Raw genomic sequence first — 17,945 nt, 5'->3', positions numbered from 1 at the left:
AGTGGTTAGTTAGATGATAAAGTTGCGCTTAGACCACGTCTTAGTAATTCTTGCATCATGCTTTCAAGCTCATCAAAAGAGCCATGCTTAATATCGCATTTGCCCTTGAAGTGTGTAATAAGTGTACATTGTTCAGCCTGATGCGGATTGTGATTGCAAACGTCAACAAGTGTATCTATTACAAAGTCAAAGGTGTTTACGTCGTCGTTGTGTAGGATAAGCACATACTCTTTCCCTATCGACGAAAGAGTTTTGTCCTTTTTCTGCTCCTTTTCTTTTACAGCCATAACGCTAAACTTTAATTCATGCTAAGGTAATAATTTTATTGGGTTATGTCAACAACAACTGCTTTTAATAGACCACTTGCAATTAAATTATCTTTAACCCTTGTTGCCTCTTCGATATTGTCAAAGTTACCTATGAAGTAAATCAGATGTCCGTTGGTGTCTGTTTTTCGAGAAAGTTCTTTCCCCTGCGACAAATTTCTTATGGTATTGATTTCGTTTTGGGAGAGCGGCTTTTCGTATCTGCCCACTTCTACAATATATAGTCGGTTTTCGTCGTTTTTTATATTGGTGCTGAAAGTTTTCCCTTCGAGTTGCTGTGCACGTTGGGTAGTGACCCGTGTTCCATTGTACCATGCAACAATAAAAGCATCTTTAAAACCTTTCTGTTTGATCTGTGAAAGAGCGTTTTCTGCATCTTTATATCTTGTTAAATTCCCAATGTAATATCTGATTATCTTTCCAGTTTGTATGCCAAATACTGGAACCATACCCTTAAAGAATGTTGGGTTTTGTGGCTTGCTAAATGCACCAATTTGAATTCGATATATTATGCCATTGGGTAGTGGTTGATTAATGGGAATGGGATTTTCATCGGTATAAACTTTTTTATCTGTTATTCCAAAATCGGCTGGAACTTCATCAATGATTGATATGATGGGAGTTATAAGTACTTGTTTTTCCTCTTTTGTTAGTTGAGGTGTGTTTGGGCTTGTTGGGGTTTCGATGTTTTCTTCCTTATTGTTTTCTTTTGTTACCACGGGGTTGTACGATGTATGCCCGAAGATTTCGTTTTCAAGTTTTAAAACATTACTCAACATCTTTTGCTCCATTAGCTTTAATCGCCAAATTTTTGCATAGGCTAAATCAAGCTGGAAGAGACCTAGGTCTCGTAGAAGAGATGCTTCAAATATGCTTTCGCTTTTCCCTTCGGCAGATATGTTGTTTATGATGGCATCTGCCGTCCTGAAATTGTTTTGGGCTTTTCGAATAATGGCGCGAACTTCGCTATCGGTATTGCCGCTTTTAATTCTTGCAACTTCAATACAATCGGAGTAGATCTTATACTTTTTGCTAAAGTATTTCTCAAATAACGATGAGTATCTTTTTGCCGTTAATATGTATTGCTGATAGATTGCATTGCATGCAGTGTTGTTCCCGTTGTTTACTACGAGGCATTTGTTGTAATTATTCCTTTTATCAATAGCTTGTTCACGCAGTTTTTTAATGGCAGATCTTAGCTTTTCGGCATCTGCTAGTTTTTTAATTTCGTCGGAGCGGAATACTGTAGATGCGAATTGTGCTTGATAGATAAAATCGGGATTGTCGGCTACAAATGAAACATTATTTTTATTGTTAGGTTTTCGTTTGCCTGTGAGGTATTCCTGTTCAATCTTGCTTGCGAGGGCAAACTGTAAGTCGGCCTCTTTTTGGGCAGCAAGCATATCGTCTTCAACTTTAGTTACCTTTTTTTCAAGCCTGATACGTTGCTCTGCAGTGGTTACATAATCGAAACGCGAACGCAGCTCTTCAAGTTTTATTTTAAGGGAGTCGGCTAACTTTTGTGCGGCAAATCCTTTTGCTAACGCCCGTGAATATTCTGGGTCGTTCTCAACGGAGTTGAAACTAGCAGGTTTGTGGCGAATGGTTGGTTTTTGTTGGTTTTGCGGTTTGTCCTTTCCCTTTTTAGGTGTCGTTTGTTTTTCAACTCTTTCAACATTAGGTTTTAACTTCGATATTTGTATAAGTTCAGTATACTCTTTTGGAGTTCGCCTTGTTGGGTTGGGTTCGTTTTTTAAAAGTATTACACTTAATGTGTCAGAAATATGATTTCGGTTTGAGGTAAAACAGGCAAGCGTGTCGTTAGCAGTAGTGATAAATAAAAAGTCGTCGAAGGGAGAGTTGATCGGGAATCCTAGATTTTCAGGTGTGCTCCATTGCTTGCTTTCGGGGTTGTATATCGATTTGTATATATCGTAGCCGCCCATCCCGTAATGACCCTTTGAGGCAAAGTAAAGGGTGAGGCCATCGGGCATTATAAAAGGATACTCCTCATCGAGCGATGAGTTGATTACGTCGCCCAAGTTCTCTGGCTTACTCCACTTCCCGTTTTCAAGTAGTTGGATTCGAAAGATGTCAGTTCCCCACGAGGTTGACTTACCATAGCTTGAGTAGTATATGTAATCGCCTGGTTTGATCTCTTTGGGATAAAACATTTTGGCTCTGTACCCCCTCTGCTTATCGGTTGATGTACGGAGATTTTCAGGTATTGGAACAAAACTTCCTCTTTCAAGAAGAGGAATGTAGTAGTTTAAAAAGTTTTGGGTTGATGATATTTCATTGTCATAAACGGTGGGTGCGTAAATGTATTTTGTAAGAAAACTTCCATTTTCACATAAGGTTACAAGTCTCTCAATCTCGTCCAGATTCATGTCGGGTGATCCACCACTAACAACATAACGACGATAGTAATCAATGGCATCTTCAAACTGGTAGCTATACCTTAATGCTTCGGCAAGGTAGTAATATACTTTGGTTTCAATTTCAGCTAAGGAGGCTTCTTTAAGATATTGTACGGCAGGAATCATGTTGCGAGTCCCAAAAAGGTAGCACTTCCCGAGTTGATATTTAATTTCTGCGTCGCGTGGGAATTGTTTTAGTAGCTCTTGGTATAACGGTATGGCTTTGGGGTAATTATGGGCTTTGAACAATGAATCGGCTTTTACCCTTAAAGGGTTGTTCTGTGGTGTGCTAATGCTGTCGGTTTGCCCCCACGATAGAATAGTCCCGAAAATAATAAAAAGATAAATGGCTACAAGTTTCAGTCCCTTCATAAATACAAAACGTTGTAAAGTTTCAAAACACTCAAAAATAGTGTAAATAAACAAGTTGGCAAACTTTACTAGGTAGAGTTTATTGCTTTTTTGGCAATGAAAGGAAATTATCGCTTCATTGCCCGGTCCATTTCGCGCCGGGCATCTTTGTGCTTAAGGTCTTCGCGTTTATCGTGCAGCTGCTTCCCTCGTGCAAGTGCAATGTCCACTTTTGCTAACCCTCTTTGATTAATAAAAAGTTTAAGGGCGATAATGGTTAACCCTTTCTCCTGTGATCGGCGTTTTAGCTTTTCAAGCTCTTTTCGGGTGAGTAGTAGCTTACGCTCCTGTTTTGGGTCGTGATTATTGTATGTTCCCCAGGCGTACTCCGCTATATGAAGGCCTTTTATCCATAGCTCATCGCCAATAAAATGGCAGTACGAGTCTACAAAACTGGCCTTTCCCATACGTATCGACTTGATTTCAGTTCCTTTTAACACGATTCCTGCCGTGTAGGTTTCCAGAATCTCGTACTGAAAGGTCGCCTTTTTGTTCTTTATAACTATTTTATTATTCGAGCTCATTGTTATTCGCTTTGTTTTTGAAATTCCTAATAAATTTTATCAGGATGTAAATGTAAAATACTAGTAAAATTAAAAGAATTGATATGGGAAGTATATTTTTGGTTGTTAGTATTGATTCGTTGAAAAAATTTGTTGATACAATTATAGTTGCCGTCCCAGAAATAAGCAATAGTAAGCCAAACCAAACAATTCTGTTCAGCTCGTTAAGCCTATTGCTCTTTGCAGGGTGACGTAACTTTACCATGAATTACCAATTAGAGTGCAAATTTAGCTAATTTTACATGCCAAAGCTATTTTTAATGAGTAAGAATAAATATGATTTGATAGCCATAGTAGGACCAACTGCAAGTGGTAAAACCCAGCTTGCGGCTCATCTTGCAGCAAGGCTAAACGGTGAGATAATAAGCGCTGACTCTCGACAGGTTTATCGCGGAATGACAATTGGAACAGGGAAAGATCTTGATGACTATGTAGTTGATGGTCAAGAAATTCCTTACCACCTCATCGACATTGTTGATGCTGGATATAAGTTTAACGTGTTCGAGTATCAGCAGCATTTTATTGATGCTTACAACGACATAAAATCACGTAATCGATTGCCCATTCTTTGTGGAGGGAGTGGACTTTACGTTGATTCCGTGCTACGTGGTTACAAATTACTACCTGTACCTGAAAATCCTGAACTGAGGCGTGAGCTGGAGTCTAAAACAGATGAGGAGCTAGCCAAAATTCTTTCGTCATACAAAAAATTACATAACACAACCGATTTAGATACTCGCAAAAGAACTATTCGGGCCATAGAGATTGAGGAGTATTACAAACGTCAACCTGTTGATCCAAACCCTTTTCCTGAAATCAATAGTATTGTTTTTGGTGTTAAATATCAGCGTGCCACCGAAATGAAGCGAATTCGTGAGCGTCTTGCTCAAAGGTTAGAGTCTGGAATGATAGACGAGGTGAAAGCCCTGTTAGATTCTGGCCTAAATGCCGACGATTTGATATATTACGGACTTGAGTATAAGTATATTACCGAATACCTTTTAGGGAAATATTCCTATGACGAAATGTTTGAAAAGCTCTACATTGCCATTCGACAGTTTGCCAAACGACAAATGACCTGGTTCCGGGGTATGGAACGAAAAGGTTTTACCATTAATTGGATTCCTGGAGAGCTTAGCCTGGAGGAGAAAATGTCAATAATTTTTGATAGGATAAATTCATAAAAAAGGGAGTGAAACTATTCCACTCCCTTTCTTCATTGTTTGTGTTAGTGCTATTTAAGCCACTTGTCTAACCAACCAAAGAATTCACGTTGCCAAACAACTGCATCTTGTGGTTTTGAAACAAAGTGTGTTTCGTTAGGGAAGAATAGCAACTTGCTTGGAATACCTAATATTTGTGCTGCCCCAAAGGCCTCGAGGCTTTGTGTGTACGGAATTCTGTAATCGTGTTCACCTACAATGATCATTATTGGTGTGTCCCAATTCTTAACGAACTTATGTGGTGAGTTTGCATAGCTGCGTTGAGCAACCTTATTGTCGGTTTCCCATGGGGCGCCACCAAGGTCGAAGGTGGGGAAGAAGAGCTCCTCGGTTTGTGGGTAGAATGCTTCGAGGTTATACATGCCACAGTGTGCAATAAACGCTTTAAAGCGTTTTTGGTGATGACCTGCAAGATAGAAGACTGAGTAGCCGCCATAGCTAGCACCTACACAACCTAACTTATCTTCGTTAACCCATGGTTCTTTCTTTACATCGTCAATTGCGCTTAAGTAGTCCTTTATATTTTGGCCGCTGTAATCGCCAGAAATTTGACGATTCCACTCTTGCCCAAACGAAGGTAAACCGCGGCGATTAGGCGCAACAACTACATAGCCATTAGCTGCCATGATTTGGAAGTTCCAACGGTAGCTCCAGAACTGGCTAACAGCACTTTGTGGCCCACCTTGGCAGTAGAGTAGGGCGGGATATTTTTTTGTCGAATCAAAGTCGGGAGGAAGAATAACCCAAACAAGCATCTTTTTGCCATCGGTGGTGGTTACCCAGCGCTCACGTACTTCACCCATCTTGATATTATCGTAAATATGTTTGTTGGTGTAGGTTAGCTGAGTGGCTTCGCCTGTATTCTCATCAATGCGAAATAGCTCTGTGGCCATGCTCATGCTCATGCGGCTGGCTGTTAGAACGCCATTGGCAAACTGACATGTTGTGTAATCGTGTACGCCAGTTGTTAGCTGCTTTATCTCCGCAGTCTCAACATCAATCTTATAAATCTGTTCAGTGGCTTTTATTCCGCTGGTAAAATAGATGTTGCGGCTCTCGTTGTCCCAAACGTAGTACTCAACATTCTGGTCGAAACCCTTTGTTAGATACCTCTTTTCGTTTGTTGAAGTGTTCAGAATAAATAATCGTTTTTGGTCCGATTCGTAGAGAGGAGTTTCCATGCTCAACCAGCTGATATACATGCCATCAGGGGAAAAACGCGGATAACGATCGTAACCCTTATTGTCTTCCGTAAGGTTTATGGTCTCCTTTGTTTCTAAATCATATAGGTAGATATCGGAATTGGTGCTCATGGCATATTCCTTGCCGTAAAACTTCTTTGATGCGTAAACAATTTTTTTGCCATCGGGGCTCCATTGCACCTCTTCAATGTCGTATCCAGTTGCCATAGGAGTATCCCATTTTTCGCCTTCGTTTATATCAATTGCGTTCTCAACACCGTTTGCTGTAAAATCGGCTACAAATAGGTGGTTGAATTTGCCATCCTCCCAGGTGTCCCAGTGGCGGTACATTAGGTCGTTGATAATGCGAACCTTTGCCTTGGGCATGTCGGGATGAATATCTTCGGCTTGATCAACCATTTTAACCTCTTTGACATAAATCAGCTTGCTGCCATCTGGTGAAAAGTTAAAGCCGTTAATATCGAACTCGAAATTGGTGAGCTGTTTAAGGCCAGTGCCGTCAGTTTTTACCTCCCAAATTTGGTTGCTACCACTTCTGGATGAGAGGAAACGAATGGTTTTGCCATCGGCACTCCACTGAATGTTCGATTCCGATCCCTGTTCATCGGTAAGTTTAACGGGCTCGCCTCCATCGGTTGAAATTACGTAAAGGTTGGTTACCCCTCTATCCTCTTTTAGGTTGAAGTAGGTGGTTGTATAGGCAAGCATTTTGCCATCGGGCGAAATAGTTGCGTTGCCAATACGGCCAAACTTCCACATGATCTCGGGAGTTAGCAAACCCTTTTCCTTCTCTTCTTGCGTTAAAGAGGTGTCAATCTTTAATGGTTCTTTGGATTTCTCATCGCTTTTTGAGCATCCCGAACCTAGTGCTATTATTGCCATTGCAATAAAATAAATTGGATTAGTTCTTATTCTCATAGCTCTAATGGTTAGGTGATTTCAGATTGTAAAGTTAATGTTTCGAAAAATAGAAAACTATGATTTTAGTAAGTATCTGCTTATATTAGCAAAATTATGGATGGTAACCTCTTTTGTAAACTAAACATAAAACCTAAAATGAAAAGGATAAATATCTATTTAGCTCTCTTGTTCTTTATCTTGCTGGCTTGCAGTCACGAATCAGGGAACAAGTACGATACCCAGAAAATCTATAAAAATTTAGAAGGCGATATTTTAACGATTTCAGCCGATAGCATGCTTGGCCGGGCCCCTTTTACCATTGGAGAGGAGAGGGCAACCTCATATATTGCTGGAAGAATGAAAGAGATTGGGCTTAACCCAGTGTTCGATAGCTCATACTTTCAGGATGTACCAATGGTTTCAATAACATCGGAGCTGCCATCATCAATTGATTTTAAAGTAAATGGAAGTAATTTTTCTCTTAAGGTTGACGATGATATATGCCTTTGGAGTCCAACAGTTAAAAAAGAGGTAGCTATTACAAATTCACCTTTGGTCTTTGCCGGTTTTGGGATAAATGCTCCCGAGTATGGTTGGAACGATTATGCCGATTTAGATGTTAAAGGTAAGATTGTTGTTGTTTTGGTTAACGACCCAGGATACTACCTGAAAGATTCATCGATGTTTACAGGTTACGCCATGACCTATTATGGGCGCTGGCGTTATAAGTTCGAAGAGGCTGAGCGTCAGGGTGCTTTAGGTTGTGTCATTGTGCATGAGGATGGGCCTGCTGGTTATCCTTGGGCTGTGGCAGGTAGTAAAAGCAATTCCCCAATCCTATATCTCGATAGCAAAGAGCTGGAGAATCCTACATGCAAGCTAAATGGATGGATCACGCTAAGTGCTGCTCGTAAGCTGTTTGATGAGGTTGGCCTTAATTACGACGAGATAAAACAGAGAGCAATAACTAAGGAGTTTAAGCCCTTAGCCCTAAATGCAAGCCTAAACCTAAAAATAAGGAATAAGGTTGAGCGGTCGCTATCAAAAAATGTTGCAGGATACATTAAAGGCACAGAGAATCCCGATGAATTCATTGTTTACACTGCTCACTGGGATCATTTGGGAGTTGGCAAGCCAGTTAATGGCGATTCCATCTATAATGGCGCTTCCGACAACGCTGCTGCTGTGGCGTGGATGCTGTCAATTGCCGAACTCTATCAAAATTCTGCGATTAAGCCCAAGCGTTCCGTTGTTTTTCTTGCACCAACTGCTGAGGAGTCGGGCCTGTTTGGTTCTGAATATTTCACCAAAAATTGCCCGTTCGATATCTCAAACGCCCTTGCCTGCTTTAACTACGATGTGGTCCTATTTATTGGCCATTTCAAAGATGTAACTGTTACTGGCTATGGTCACTCAAACCTGGATAGCCTGCTGGAGGTGGTGGCAAAAAGGCATAACCGATATATTGATCTCGACCCAAATCCCGAGAATGGCATGTTTTATCGTTCCGACCAACTCCCTTTCCTTAAAGCAGGAGTCCCCTCGATGTTTGCTAAAGGGTATACCCATCAATCAGATTTAGGAAAGGAGAAAACGCTTGAGCGGATAAATAGCTACTGGCAAAACACCTACCACAAACCATGCGATGAGTTCAATCCCGAAAAGGATAATCTCGATGGTTTAGTAGATGATGTTATCCTGTTTTATGAGGTTGGCGATGCTATTGCTGGTACTGACTTTAAGCCTGAGTTTAGTAAAAAATCAGAGTTTTTTAGGTAGATATTATAGGTATCAATATTAGTGTTATTTTTACGAGGTGATATCATGTTTTGATATCATTGCTAATTGCATGGCAAGATTTTAAACAATAGCAACTTAACTATTTTATCATGAACCTTGATAATTTCATTAAATCGGCAAACTCGATTAGCGAAAAACGCTTAATGTACCTTTTAGTTGGTGCTATTTTAGCTGTTAATTTAACTTTTTTGGTTTTAAGTCCAGGTTTTTCTGGTGGTTCGTTCTCGGCAACACACTACCTTTATGCCAGGTGGGCTTTTACCAACCCCGAGAATTTCTTAAACAGCTGGGCTAATCCTTTTTTCACTTTAATTGCTGCACCATTTGCATTGCTAGGCTTTAAATCGCTTCAGCTGCTAAATGTGATATTGGGAATACTTGCTGGATATTTTGCATATAGAGTTGCAGAAGAGCTGAATATGAAGAGCCCACTTTTGGCTCTTGTGATATGTAGTTTCACTCCCATTTTTATGATGAGTTTTTATGGTGGAACAACAGAAATAATGTTTGCATTTGTTGCAATACTTTCCACCTTTTTACTACTTAAAAATAGATTTCTTGAGGGAGCCATTCTTTTATCGTTTTTGCCATTAATCCGTCTCGATGGTTTAATCCTTCTCCCGGTATTTGCAGTTTATATGTTACGCTGGCGTAAGGCTAAGTTTATACCCTTGATGCTAACCGGATTGCTTGTTTACAGTGTAATTGGCGCAATTGCGGGCAAGGGCTTCTTCTGGCTTTTCGATGGTGTTACGGTTTGGAGTAAGCATATTTATGGAAGTGGCAGCCTGAGCCAGTTTGTTGTTCGTAGTCCGGGCTACTTTGGAATACCTAATGAGATTTTCTTTGTTACCGGCTTGGTGGCTGGTCTTTGGCTTTATTTCCGTGAACGGAAGGAGTATTCAAAAGAGTTTGTTCTTGTTGTTCTGCCGTTTGTGGTTTACTTTCTAGCTCAGTCGGTAGGTTGGTGGCTAGGCATGTTCAACTCCCAAGGTGCATCGCGTTACATGGCTGCAATTGTTCCATTCATGGCGGTTATGGCAACTCGCGGACTATATCTTTTTGCAAAAATGTTTTTCATTATCTCCAAAAGAAACTTTATTCGCATTGGTGCAATTGTTTTAGGTTTTGTATCAATCATTCATATCCCCTTTGCCATTCAGAACTATCCCATTTCGCTTTCGTCAACCGACTGGGCCCTGTCCGATGCTGCCAATTATATCAAAGAAAATGGCTTAGGTGATAATAAGATATTTTACACCGATCCGGCAATTTTTTACTTTTTAGAGAAAAATCCTGGAGGCGAAAAGAACTTTAAAGTAGAGTCGCATCGTCAATTGGGAATGCTAAACGATGGAGACTTACTGGTGGTTGACGCTGCTTCTTGTGAGATTAACGATATCTCATTCGATTCTCTACTTCATTCACAGGAACTAGAACTGATGGAGGTTTTCAATTCAGCAACCCCGGTCAGAGTTTTTGGTAAACCTTTCTTTGTGGCCATATTTAAAAAGGTAACTCCGAACCCTTCGGTTGCAGAACATAATATCAACAGGTTTAATGGCATAGGTAAACGATTTACCACAATTATCCATTACGATTTCGATAATGAAAAACCAAATGATGTAGAGAGGATTGCGACCTCCGAAATAAATCAATCGGCCTACTATCGTATTCCCAAAATCAAAAAGAACTTTTTGGTGATTTCTGACACCCTTGACACCCCTTTACCATCAACACCTCTGGAACTTAAAGTTTCATTCCGTCAGTTCAGAAAAACATCCGACGAGAACTTAAGATATTTTGTTGAGGTAGATGCCGATGGTAGTTCGTCGCGTGAACTTTTTGAGATAGGAGCTCCAAACGAATCAAATCCAGATGAATGGAACGATATTTCGTTTTATGTTGTGATACACAATGTTGATATTTCGCAAAACGTTACGGTTAAAACAGGATTCTGGAATAAGCGCAAGGGAGAGTTCCTTATTGATGATTATAGGGTTGAGGTGGCTGTAAAGTAAAACAACTGGTAATAGTGTATTAACCCATGATTACTTATAGCAGGGATCCTAATATCACACCCGATAGCTATTACAGCAATGACTTAGTATAATTGGTATCACTACTGAACGACTAAAAAATAAATAGGGGGTTACTCCCCCAAGGTTTCACCCCCATGTTGTAAGTTTGTTTTTGCTAAAAAACCACAACATGGACAAAAATAAGGAAATTAAATTTGTCGGACAGCCGATTTTCAAACAAGTTATCGGCCTTTTGGATGCAATAAGTATCAAAAGCTTGGTAGATAAGCACAGTGCCGACTACTACTACAAGGCATTCAAGGCGAAAACGCAACTTGTAACGGTTCTTTTCGGCATATTCAGCCGTTGTGACTCCATGACCGAAATATGTGAGGGGCTAAGGGCCATGGGCGGCAAGCTTAACCATCTGGGGTTTGCAAAAGCCCCAGCCAAAAGTACAGCCTGCGACGGGATGCGCAACCGCGACAGCAAGTTCTTTGAAGATGTATATTTTAGCTTGGTACGTCATTATCAAAGTTTTTTATCGGACAGCCGAACCCTGGGTCTTACGTTCAAGGAGGTGCTGCTGATAGATTCAACGACGATTCGGCTATTCAGCGATATCCTCAAGGGTGTAGGCCGCAACCCCAAGAATGATGGGAAGAAGAAAGGCGGGCTCAAGGTGCACATGCTTATCGATGCGGTTCAGTCGGTTGGACGGTTTATCAAGATTACCGAGGCCAAGGTTCACGACAGGAACTTCCTGAAGGAGCTGAACCTCATTTCGCACAGCATGGTGGTTTTTGACAAGGCGTACAACTACTACCACCAGTTTGCTGTTTGGACCAGCAACTCGGTGTACTTTGTAACCAGGCTAAAGAAGAATGCGGTATACACGGTGGTTGAAACCCTTCGGGAGCAGGGCAGGGTCAAGGGCAAGGCCATGGTTCTGAAGGAAGAAATCATTGAGCTGGAGTACTTTCCTGAGGACGAGAATGGTAAAAGGCAAACCCGGGTAAAGGCAAAGCTCCAGCTGAAAAAGGTGTGCTACCAGGATGAGAAGAACCGTTACTATGAGTTCCTATCCAATAGCATGGAAAGCACAGCCGAAGAAATAGCCTTTCTGTACAAAAAGCGCTGGGGAATCGAGACTCTATTCAAAAAGATGAAGCAGAACTTTCAGCTGCACTATTTCTATGGCGAGAGCGAGAATGCTATCCGCACCCAGGTTTGGTGCACCCTCATCGCTCAGCTGTTGATGACTGTAATCCAGAAGATGGCCCAAACAAAAAAGGCATTCTCCGTGGTGGCTTCATTAATCCGAATACACCTGATAAGCTTGCTGGATGTATTTGACCTGCTTCGAAGCACTAAGCGGGAGTACCTAAAGAAAAGAGGGTCACCATCCTCCGAATTACAGCTTAAAATAGCTTTTTAGATTAGGGGTGGCTTTTTAAAATTAAAAACACAATAACTGATTATCAGACATTTACAATGATTAAATGTTAAAATTGTATTTTAGTCGGATAGTAGTGAATTGGTATAAAAGAAACCTATGTAGACATATTTTCGTTAAAATATAAGTGTTATATTTGCACTTCAATCAGCCAGGGGGGCTGACGTGGTTTTGACAGCAAGTAGAATGGGCTTGTAAGCATGCCGAGCGTCGTGATTCTGGCTCGTAAATCCCAGGCACAAACCAATAAACGGCGAAAATAACTTCGCTCTCGCTGCCTAATAGTTCAAGGAACTAAAGGCTTAATCCCTGCGCCAAGGATGCGCGGGGACGAGATGTCCCGCCAGGAATTCCTCCCTGTTTTTTCTGGCATACGGGGCACCATCCTAACAGGGATAGTCGGGGCGACACCTTTAAACCCCGATGAAACAGCTAAAGGTTAAGGATTGGTTCGGTTGCCTTTCACCTGGCCAATCCCGACAATCCAAGAAAGGCTAAGCATGTAGAAAGCAGGCTGGTTCCTTGTTTGGACGAGGGTTCGATTCCCTCCAGCTCCACAACATTTAATCCAAAATTTTTCAAACCGATCTAACGCGCTGGTTTTAGGTCGGTTTTTCTTTTTTAGTAATTACAATAAATCCATTAAAACTCAAAGTTATTGCTCCGATTTCATTTGGAAAAGCTATAGAAACACAACAGAGCTAATGTACGGACAGTTAAGTACAGGTAGATAAAATAGGATAAGCCAAGCAGCAGGAAATGGGTAATTAATTATATTCGTTGTATGAAATGTCGGAAGAGGTGAGGATAGTGGAAGGTGAAAAATAAAGTCTCTGTGCCCCTCCGTGCTCTCTGTGGTGAAAAAATACTCACCACAGAGAAACTCAGAGATACACGGAGAAATAATTGAGAAAGTGACAGATGAGATTGCTTGTCAAATGTATAACTTAACTGAGGAAGAAAAGGGATACTTGAAGGATAAAACCTCACCTACTTCACCTCTCCTTTGCAAGGAGAGGGGTGCCCGCAAGGGCGGGGTGAGGTGGTTACAAGCGAGTGCGAAAGGGAAATAGACAGGTTAGTATACCAGTTGTATGATTTAACGGAGGAGGAGATAAGAATAATTGAGGGATAAAACCTCACCCCCGGCCCCTCTCCTACAAAAGGAGAGGGGTGTCCGAAAGGACGGGGTGAGGTGGTAAAACAGGATAAATGAAAAAATCAGATATAACTATATTAGCTCGACAACTACGAAGAAACTCAACTCCCAGTGAGATGAAGTTGTGGGAAGTTCTTCGAAATAAAAAATTTGAGGGCTTAAAATTTTACCGCCAAAGACCAATTATTTACGGTTATCAAGGTAAATACTTGTTTTTTATAGCCGATTTTTATTGCGCTGAAAAATCGTTGGTTATAGAATTAGATGGTGAAATACATAATTTTACGAGAGAATATGACCAACAGCGAGATTTGATTATTCAATCACATGGATTAAAAGTTTTACGAATTAGAAATGATGAGTTGAAAAACATCGAACATGTATTGCAAAAGATCAAAAAAATTATTTAACCTCTCCCCCGGCCCCTCTCCTTTGCAAGGAGAGGGGTGTCCGCAAGGACGGGGTAAGGTGGATACGAGCAAGTGGGAAAGGGAAATAGATAATTGGGTATATTCGCTGTATGAATTAAATGATGAAGAAATAAAAATAATTGAAGGAGGGGAATAGTATGTATTTTAAAAATATAAAAATCTGGAATTTTCGTAGCATTGGAGAAAATCCAAATGGAGCAGCTGGATTAAATTTAGATTTTAATTCTAAACTAAACTTGTTAATAGGCGCTAATGATTCAGGAAAAACAACAATTATTGATGCTATAAGATATTGCTTAGGTACTCAAACTTATGACTCCATAAGATTAGATGATGAAGATTTTTATCAAAATCCAACTACCAAAGAAAGAGCCAAAGAATTTAAAATTGAAATAACTTTTTCTGGATTTTCAGTGAATGAAGCGGCTCAATTTTTAGAATACCTTCATTTTAATGATAAAAATGAAGCAGAATTAACAGTAAGTTTTACAGCAACAAATAAAGAAAATCGAATTATTACAAACCTTAGAGCCGGTATAGATGAAGAAGGACAGTATTTGGAAGGGAATATAAGGGATTTATTACGGGTTACATATCTTAAACCATTGCGCGATGCAGAGATGGAATTATCACCTGGTTATCGTTCAAGATTATACCAAATATTAAAAAGTCATAGTATTTTCGTAAAAAAAGACAATGAAAAACATCCATTAGAGAAATATTTTGGGTATGCAAATAATCTTGTATTGAATTTTTTTGAAAAAGACCAACTTGAACCAAATGCTGAATTGGAAATTAAAGGTGGTGAAGTTGGAGGCAAAAAAATTAAAGACATTTTCAACAGCCAAACCAAGGAATTTTTAGAAAATAAAGATAATAGAGAACCTCAAATAAAAATAATTCCTGCTGAATTACAATCCATATTACGCAAACTTGAACTTGTATTAGAAGAAAACAAGGCCGGCCTCGGAACGTTGAATTTACTTTATATGGCTGCAGAATTAATTCATCTTAGCAGAGAAAATAATTATGGCTTGAGGCTTGTATTAGTGGAGGAACTTGAGGCACATTTACACCCGCAAGCACAATTGAGGGTTCTAAAATCGCTATTAAATAAAAAAGATGAAAATATTCAGTATATATTTACTACTCATAGTACTTTGCTCGGTTCAAGTATTCCACTTGAATATATAAAATTATGTTTTGATGGAAAGGTTTTTTCATTAGATAAAGATTCAACTGCCTTAAATGAAAGTGATTATCAATTTTTGGAACGATTTTTAGATGCTACTAAAGCAAACTTATTTTTTGCTAAGGGGGTAATTATTGTTGAAGGAGATGCCGAAAATTTAATTATTCCAACTATCGCAGAAATAATTTATCGCCCATTACATAAATATGGTGTATCTATCGTAAATGTTGGAAGCAAAGCATTACTGCGATATGCTAATATTTTTAAACAAAAAAATGGTTCTTCTTTGCCTATAAAAGTAGCCATCATAACTGATTTGGATATGAAAATTGATGAGAATGGAAATTTAAAGAGTGGACAAGATATTAATCAAGAACGAAAAAAAATTGAAGACAAGTTTAACTCACAAGATGGAAATATTAAAGTTTTCACATCACCATATAAAACATTAGAATTTGACATTGCGCTTGGAAATCTTTATATCTATATGCATAAAGCAATTCAAATAGCAAGAAAATGCACAAGAGATAATTGGATAGACAATGACGAGTTAAGAAACATTTTAAGCGACTCTGATGACTCAATGTTTAATGAAGCTGATATTTATAAACGGGCATATAATATTTATAAGCCATTAAATAATAACCAAGCATCCAAATCAATAACCGCTCAATGGTTTGCAAAACTAATATTGGATGATAAAGAAAATGTCAAAAGTTTAATAGAAGATGATTACAACAAAAACCAAGGTATTCAAGGTATTAAATACATTATTGATGCTATAAAGCATGTAACGGAATAGGTTATGCAAATTACAGATGATGACATAAAAAGAGTTGAAAAAATATTTTTTCCAAATGGTGAATCATTTGAAGACCCTAATAATGAACGATATAACTTTATTAAATGTATTGATAAAAGCATCCATTTACAGGCCTGTCCGGGTAGTGGTAAGACAACCGCATTGTTAGCAAAAATATACCTGCTTTCAGAAAAAATGCCTTTTGAAAATAACAGAGGAATTTGTGTATTAACTCATACCAATGTTGCCATAGATATAATAAAAACAATTAGGTAATAAAGCAGACAAACTTTTTACACACCCTAATTTCTTTGGAACAATTCAATCCTTTGTGGATAGGTTTTTGGCAATACCGGCGTATTTAAAAATATATGGCTACAGATTAAAGTATATTGATGATGATTTTTTTAAAAATAGAATATATTCAAAAAGGAACTCTTATGATAATAACTATTGGCTAAAAAACAATAAAGGCAACTATGATACTCCCTGAATTTGTAGCTAATATTAAAGTTGAATTTAATTCATTAAATAAGAATGATATTAAATTAAATTTTGGTATAAAGAATGAAAATAGTAATACCTATAAAACAATTAAAGATCATTATAATGAGATTTTTGAAAGTGGTTATTTAAGATACAATGATGCTTATTCTTTACTAAAACTTATCTTAATAATTTTACTGAGTTAAAAATTCTTTTCCTCTCGCTTTAAATATGTTTTTATTGATGAAGCACAGGATACATCAAGTATCCAGAAAGAAATTATCGAAAAATGTTTTAATGATAATGTTATTATTCAATGGATTGGCGATAGCAACCAGGCAATAATGAATTATAATGAAGAAGAATCTGCTTGGAACCCTGATGATAGAAAATATGGATTATTAAAATTAACAGATTCAAAAAGAGTGTCTCAACCTATAGCAGACATAATTAAAAATGTTGCAGTTAATAAATACAAAGTTTTAAGTGGGCAATCCAATGTTAATTTAAAACCTGTCATTATATTATTTGACGAACATACGAAATCTAATGTATTACAAAAATATGCTGAACTTACTATAAGTAAAAATCACTTTTCAATAATGAAGAAAAATCTATATATGAAATTTCACAAATAACGGGCAATCCAATTAAGACCATTGGTTGGGTTGGAAAACCAAAAGAAAATAGGTTGTCAATTCAATCCTATTACCCCGATTACTTTAAAAGAAGCAGCACCCGCAAAAAACAATATTTTCCTAATTTATATACAATGATAAATTTATCAAAAAAAGAAAGTTTAAAAGTTTTTGCGGACAGATTCTATAGTTGTATTGTTGAAGCATTATATCTTTCTGATATAAAAGATAATAATAAAAGATTTTCAGAAAATTCTTTTATTAATCATATTAAATCAATCAATAATGAACTGCTAATTAAACTCAACAAGTTGATTTACAAAACTTATACTAAAACAATCAATGATAACTTTGATAAGTTTTCTAAAGATTTGGTTTCTTTTTTAACTAATGATTTAAAGTTTCAAATTAACAATAGTAGTAAAAACTATCTAACTGAAAATAATCTCAACGAATATACTGAGCAACAAATTAAAAATGGAAATTATTATTCAGTTCAAATAAATGGAATAGATATAAAAATACAAATTGATACTGTGCATGCTGTAAAGGGAGAAACACATACTGCCACATTATACTTGGATACAAAATATTATAAAAATAGTATTGAATATTTTTTAAACGAATTAAATGGAAAGAATAATAATGATATTTCTGAAAGAAAAATATATGCCTTAAAAATACTCATGTAGCTTTTTCTCGTCCAACACATTTATTATGTTTGGCTTTATATAAAGATAACAATATTAATGTAAATCCATTTAACTCTGATTATTTTGAATTGATTGATTTAACTGAAAGTTGAACTATAATTTTATAAAAATCAACCGAAATTACATTTTATAAAATTATTACTTAATCAATATCAATTAATTATCGTTACTGAAGATGTATTTACGCGTTGGTAAAAGAGGG

At 37.9% G+C, this 17,945-nt stretch carries 14 protein-coding genes, 1 other RNA gene and 1 pseudogene; 11 read left to right on the top strand and 5 right to left on the bottom strand.

Features of this window, described 5'->3' with window-relative positions; genetic code table 11:
- Positions 1 to 5: 5 nt before the first annotated feature.
- The 4 genes from FHG85_RS10260 to FHG85_RS10245 form a co-directional block, all read right to left on the bottom strand.
- On the bottom strand, positions 6 to 287 hold the full coding sequence (locus FHG85_RS10260) for an ATP-dependent Clp protease adaptor ClpS (RefSeq protein ID WP_173075545.1): 282 nt from the start codon (positions 285 to 287) through the stop codon (positions 6 to 8).
- 35 nt (positions 288 to 322) lie between these two features.
- Positions 323 to 3,118: a tetratricopeptide repeat protein gene (locus FHG85_RS10255; RefSeq protein WP_173075543.1), complete on the bottom strand. Its 2,796-nt coding sequence runs from the start codon at positions 3,116 to 3,118 to the stop codon at positions 323 to 325.
- Between the two features lie 107 nt (positions 3,119 to 3,225).
- Positions 3,226 to 3,681, bottom strand: a complete 456-nt coding sequence (gene smpB, locus FHG85_RS10250; RefSeq protein WP_173075541.1) for an SsrA-binding protein SmpB — start codon at positions 3,679 to 3,681, stop codon at positions 3,226 to 3,228.
- Positions 3,668 to 3,925 (bottom strand): hypothetical protein, encoded by a 258-nt coding sequence (locus FHG85_RS10245; protein ID WP_173075539.1) that lies wholly within the window; start codon positions 3,923 to 3,925, stop codon positions 3,668 to 3,670. Before FHG85_RS10245 ends, smpB begins: the two co-directional genes overlap by 14 nt.
- A gap of 55 nt (positions 3,926 to 3,980) precedes the next feature.
- Here FHG85_RS10245 and miaA point away from each other — a divergent pair, with 55 nt between their 5' ends.
- Complete coding sequence (gene miaA, locus FHG85_RS10240) at positions 3,981 to 4,904, top strand: tRNA (adenosine(37)-N6)-dimethylallyltransferase MiaA (RefSeq protein WP_173075538.1); 924 nt, start codon at positions 3,981 to 3,983, stop codon at positions 4,902 to 4,904.
- Between the two features lie 50 nt (positions 4,905 to 4,954).
- On the opposite strand, the gene FHG85_RS10235 is transcribed toward miaA, so the two are convergent.
- Positions 4,955 to 7,063: a S9 family peptidase gene (locus FHG85_RS10235; protein ID WP_173075536.1), complete on the bottom strand. Its 2,109-nt coding sequence runs from the start codon at positions 7,061 to 7,063 to the stop codon at positions 4,955 to 4,957.
- A 138-nt stretch (positions 7,064 to 7,201) separates the two neighbouring features.
- On the opposite strand from FHG85_RS10235, the gene FHG85_RS10230 reads away from it, so the two are divergent.
- From FHG85_RS10230 to FHG85_RS10190, 10 genes and pseudogenes are all read left to right on the top strand, one after another.
- Positions 7,202 to 8,824, top strand: coding sequence for a M28 family peptidase (locus tag FHG85_RS10230; RefSeq protein WP_173075534.1), 1,623 nt, complete (start codon positions 7,202 to 7,204; stop codon positions 8,822 to 8,824).
- A gap of 110 nt (positions 8,825 to 8,934) precedes the next feature.
- The gene (locus FHG85_RS10225; RefSeq protein ID WP_173075532.1) at positions 8,935 to 10,866 is read left to right on the top strand and encodes a glycosyltransferase family 87 protein; all 1,932 of its coding nucleotides are present in this window, start codon (positions 8,935 to 8,937) and stop codon (positions 10,864 to 10,866) included.
- Between the two features lie 190 nt (positions 10,867 to 11,056).
- Positions 11,057 to 12,304 (top strand): IS4 family transposase, encoded by a 1,248-nt coding sequence (locus FHG85_RS10220; RefSeq protein WP_173075530.1) that lies wholly within the window; start codon positions 11,057 to 11,059, stop codon positions 12,302 to 12,304.
- 174 nt (positions 12,305 to 12,478) lie between these two features.
- Positions 12,479 to 12,882, top strand: a transfer-messenger RNA (tmRNA) gene (gene ssrA, locus FHG85_RS10215).
- Between the two features lie 652 nt (positions 12,883 to 13,534).
- Positions 13,535 to 13,891 carry an endonuclease domain-containing protein gene (locus FHG85_RS10210; RefSeq protein WP_173075527.1) on the top strand — a complete coding sequence of 119 codons (357 nt, stop codon included), beginning with the start codon at positions 13,535 to 13,537 and terminating at the stop codon, positions 13,889 to 13,891.
- Positions 13,892 to 14,031: 140 nt separating this feature from the next.
- Positions 14,032 to 15,906 carry an ATP-dependent nuclease gene (locus tag FHG85_RS10205; RefSeq protein WP_173075525.1) on the top strand — a complete coding sequence of 625 codons (1,875 nt, stop codon included), beginning with the start codon at positions 14,032 to 14,034 and terminating at the stop codon, positions 15,904 to 15,906.
- Between the two features lie 3 nt (positions 15,907 to 15,909).
- A complete protein-coding gene (locus FHG85_RS13220; protein ID WP_220429199.1) occupies positions 15,910 to 16,182 on the top strand; it encodes a UvrD-helicase domain-containing protein in 273 nt (90 codons plus the stop codon).
- 434 nt (positions 16,183 to 16,616) lie between these two features.
- A pseudogene (locus tag FHG85_RS13405) lies at positions 16,617 to 16,733 on the top strand (UvrD-helicase domain-containing protein); the annotation flags it as partial.
- A 3-nt stretch (positions 16,734 to 16,736) separates the two neighbouring features.
- Positions 16,737 to 17,030, top strand: a complete 294-nt coding sequence (locus FHG85_RS10195) for a hypothetical protein (RefSeq protein ID WP_246249203.1) — start codon at positions 16,737 to 16,739, stop codon at positions 17,028 to 17,030.
- A 134-nt stretch (positions 17,031 to 17,164) separates the two neighbouring features.
- Positions 17,165 to 17,722, top strand: a complete 558-nt coding sequence (locus FHG85_RS10190; protein WP_173075523.1) for a hypothetical protein — start codon at positions 17,165 to 17,167, stop codon at positions 17,720 to 17,722.
- Positions 17,723 to 17,945: the final 223 nt, after the last annotated feature.

Source organism: Tenuifilum thalassicum, assembly GCF_013265555.1.
GTDB lineage: Bacteria > Bacteroidota > Bacteroidia > Bacteroidales > Tenuifilaceae > Tenuifilum > Tenuifilum thalassicum.
This window is presented reverse-complemented; position numbering and strand designations above follow the sequence as displayed.

Excerpts from the sequence above, each read along its gene's own strand:
- FHG85_RS10245 (WP_173075539.1), bottom strand. The coding sequence starts at position 3,925 with ATGGTAAAGTTACGTCACCCTGCAAAGAGCAATAGGCTTAACGAGCTG.
- FHG85_RS10235 (WP_173075536.1), bottom strand. The coding sequence starts at position 7,063 with ATGAGAATAAGAACTAATCCAATTTATTTTATTGCAATGGCAATAATA.
- FHG85_RS10260 (WP_173075545.1), bottom strand. The coding sequence starts at position 287 with ATGGCTGTAAAAGAAAAGGAGCAGAAAAAGGACAAAACTCTTTCGTCG.
- FHG85_RS10220 (WP_173075530.1), top strand. The coding sequence starts at position 11,057 with ATGGACAAAAATAAGGAAATTAAATTTGTCGGACAGCCGATTTTCAAA.
- FHG85_RS10190 (WP_173075523.1), top strand. The coding sequence starts at position 17,165 with ATGATAAATTTATCAAAAAAAGAAAGTTTAAAAGTTTTTGCGGACAGA.
- FHG85_RS10230 (WP_173075534.1), top strand. The coding sequence starts at position 7,202 with ATGAAAAGGATAAATATCTATTTAGCTCTCTTGTTCTTTATCTTGCTG.
- miaA (WP_173075538.1), top strand. The coding sequence starts at position 3,981 with ATGAGTAAGAATAAATATGATTTGATAGCCATAGTAGGACCAACTGCA.
- smpB (WP_173075541.1), bottom strand. The coding sequence starts at position 3,681 with ATGAGCTCGAATAATAAAATAGTTATAAAGAACAAAAAGGCGACCTTT.
- FHG85_RS10195 (WP_246249203.1), top strand. The coding sequence starts at position 16,737 with ATGAATTATAATGAAGAAGAATCTGCTTGGAACCCTGATGATAGAAAA.
- FHG85_RS13220 (WP_220429199.1), top strand. The coding sequence starts at position 15,910 with ATGCAAATTACAGATGATGACATAAAAAGAGTTGAAAAAATATTTTTT.
- FHG85_RS10255 (WP_173075543.1), bottom strand. The coding sequence starts at position 3,118 with ATGAAGGGACTGAAACTTGTAGCCATTTATCTTTTTATTATTTTCGGG.
- FHG85_RS10210 (WP_173075527.1), top strand. The coding sequence starts at position 13,535 with ATGAAAAAATCAGATATAACTATATTAGCTCGACAACTACGAAGAAAC.
- FHG85_RS10225 (WP_173075532.1), top strand. The coding sequence starts at position 8,935 with ATGAACCTTGATAATTTCATTAAATCGGCAAACTCGATTAGCGAAAAA.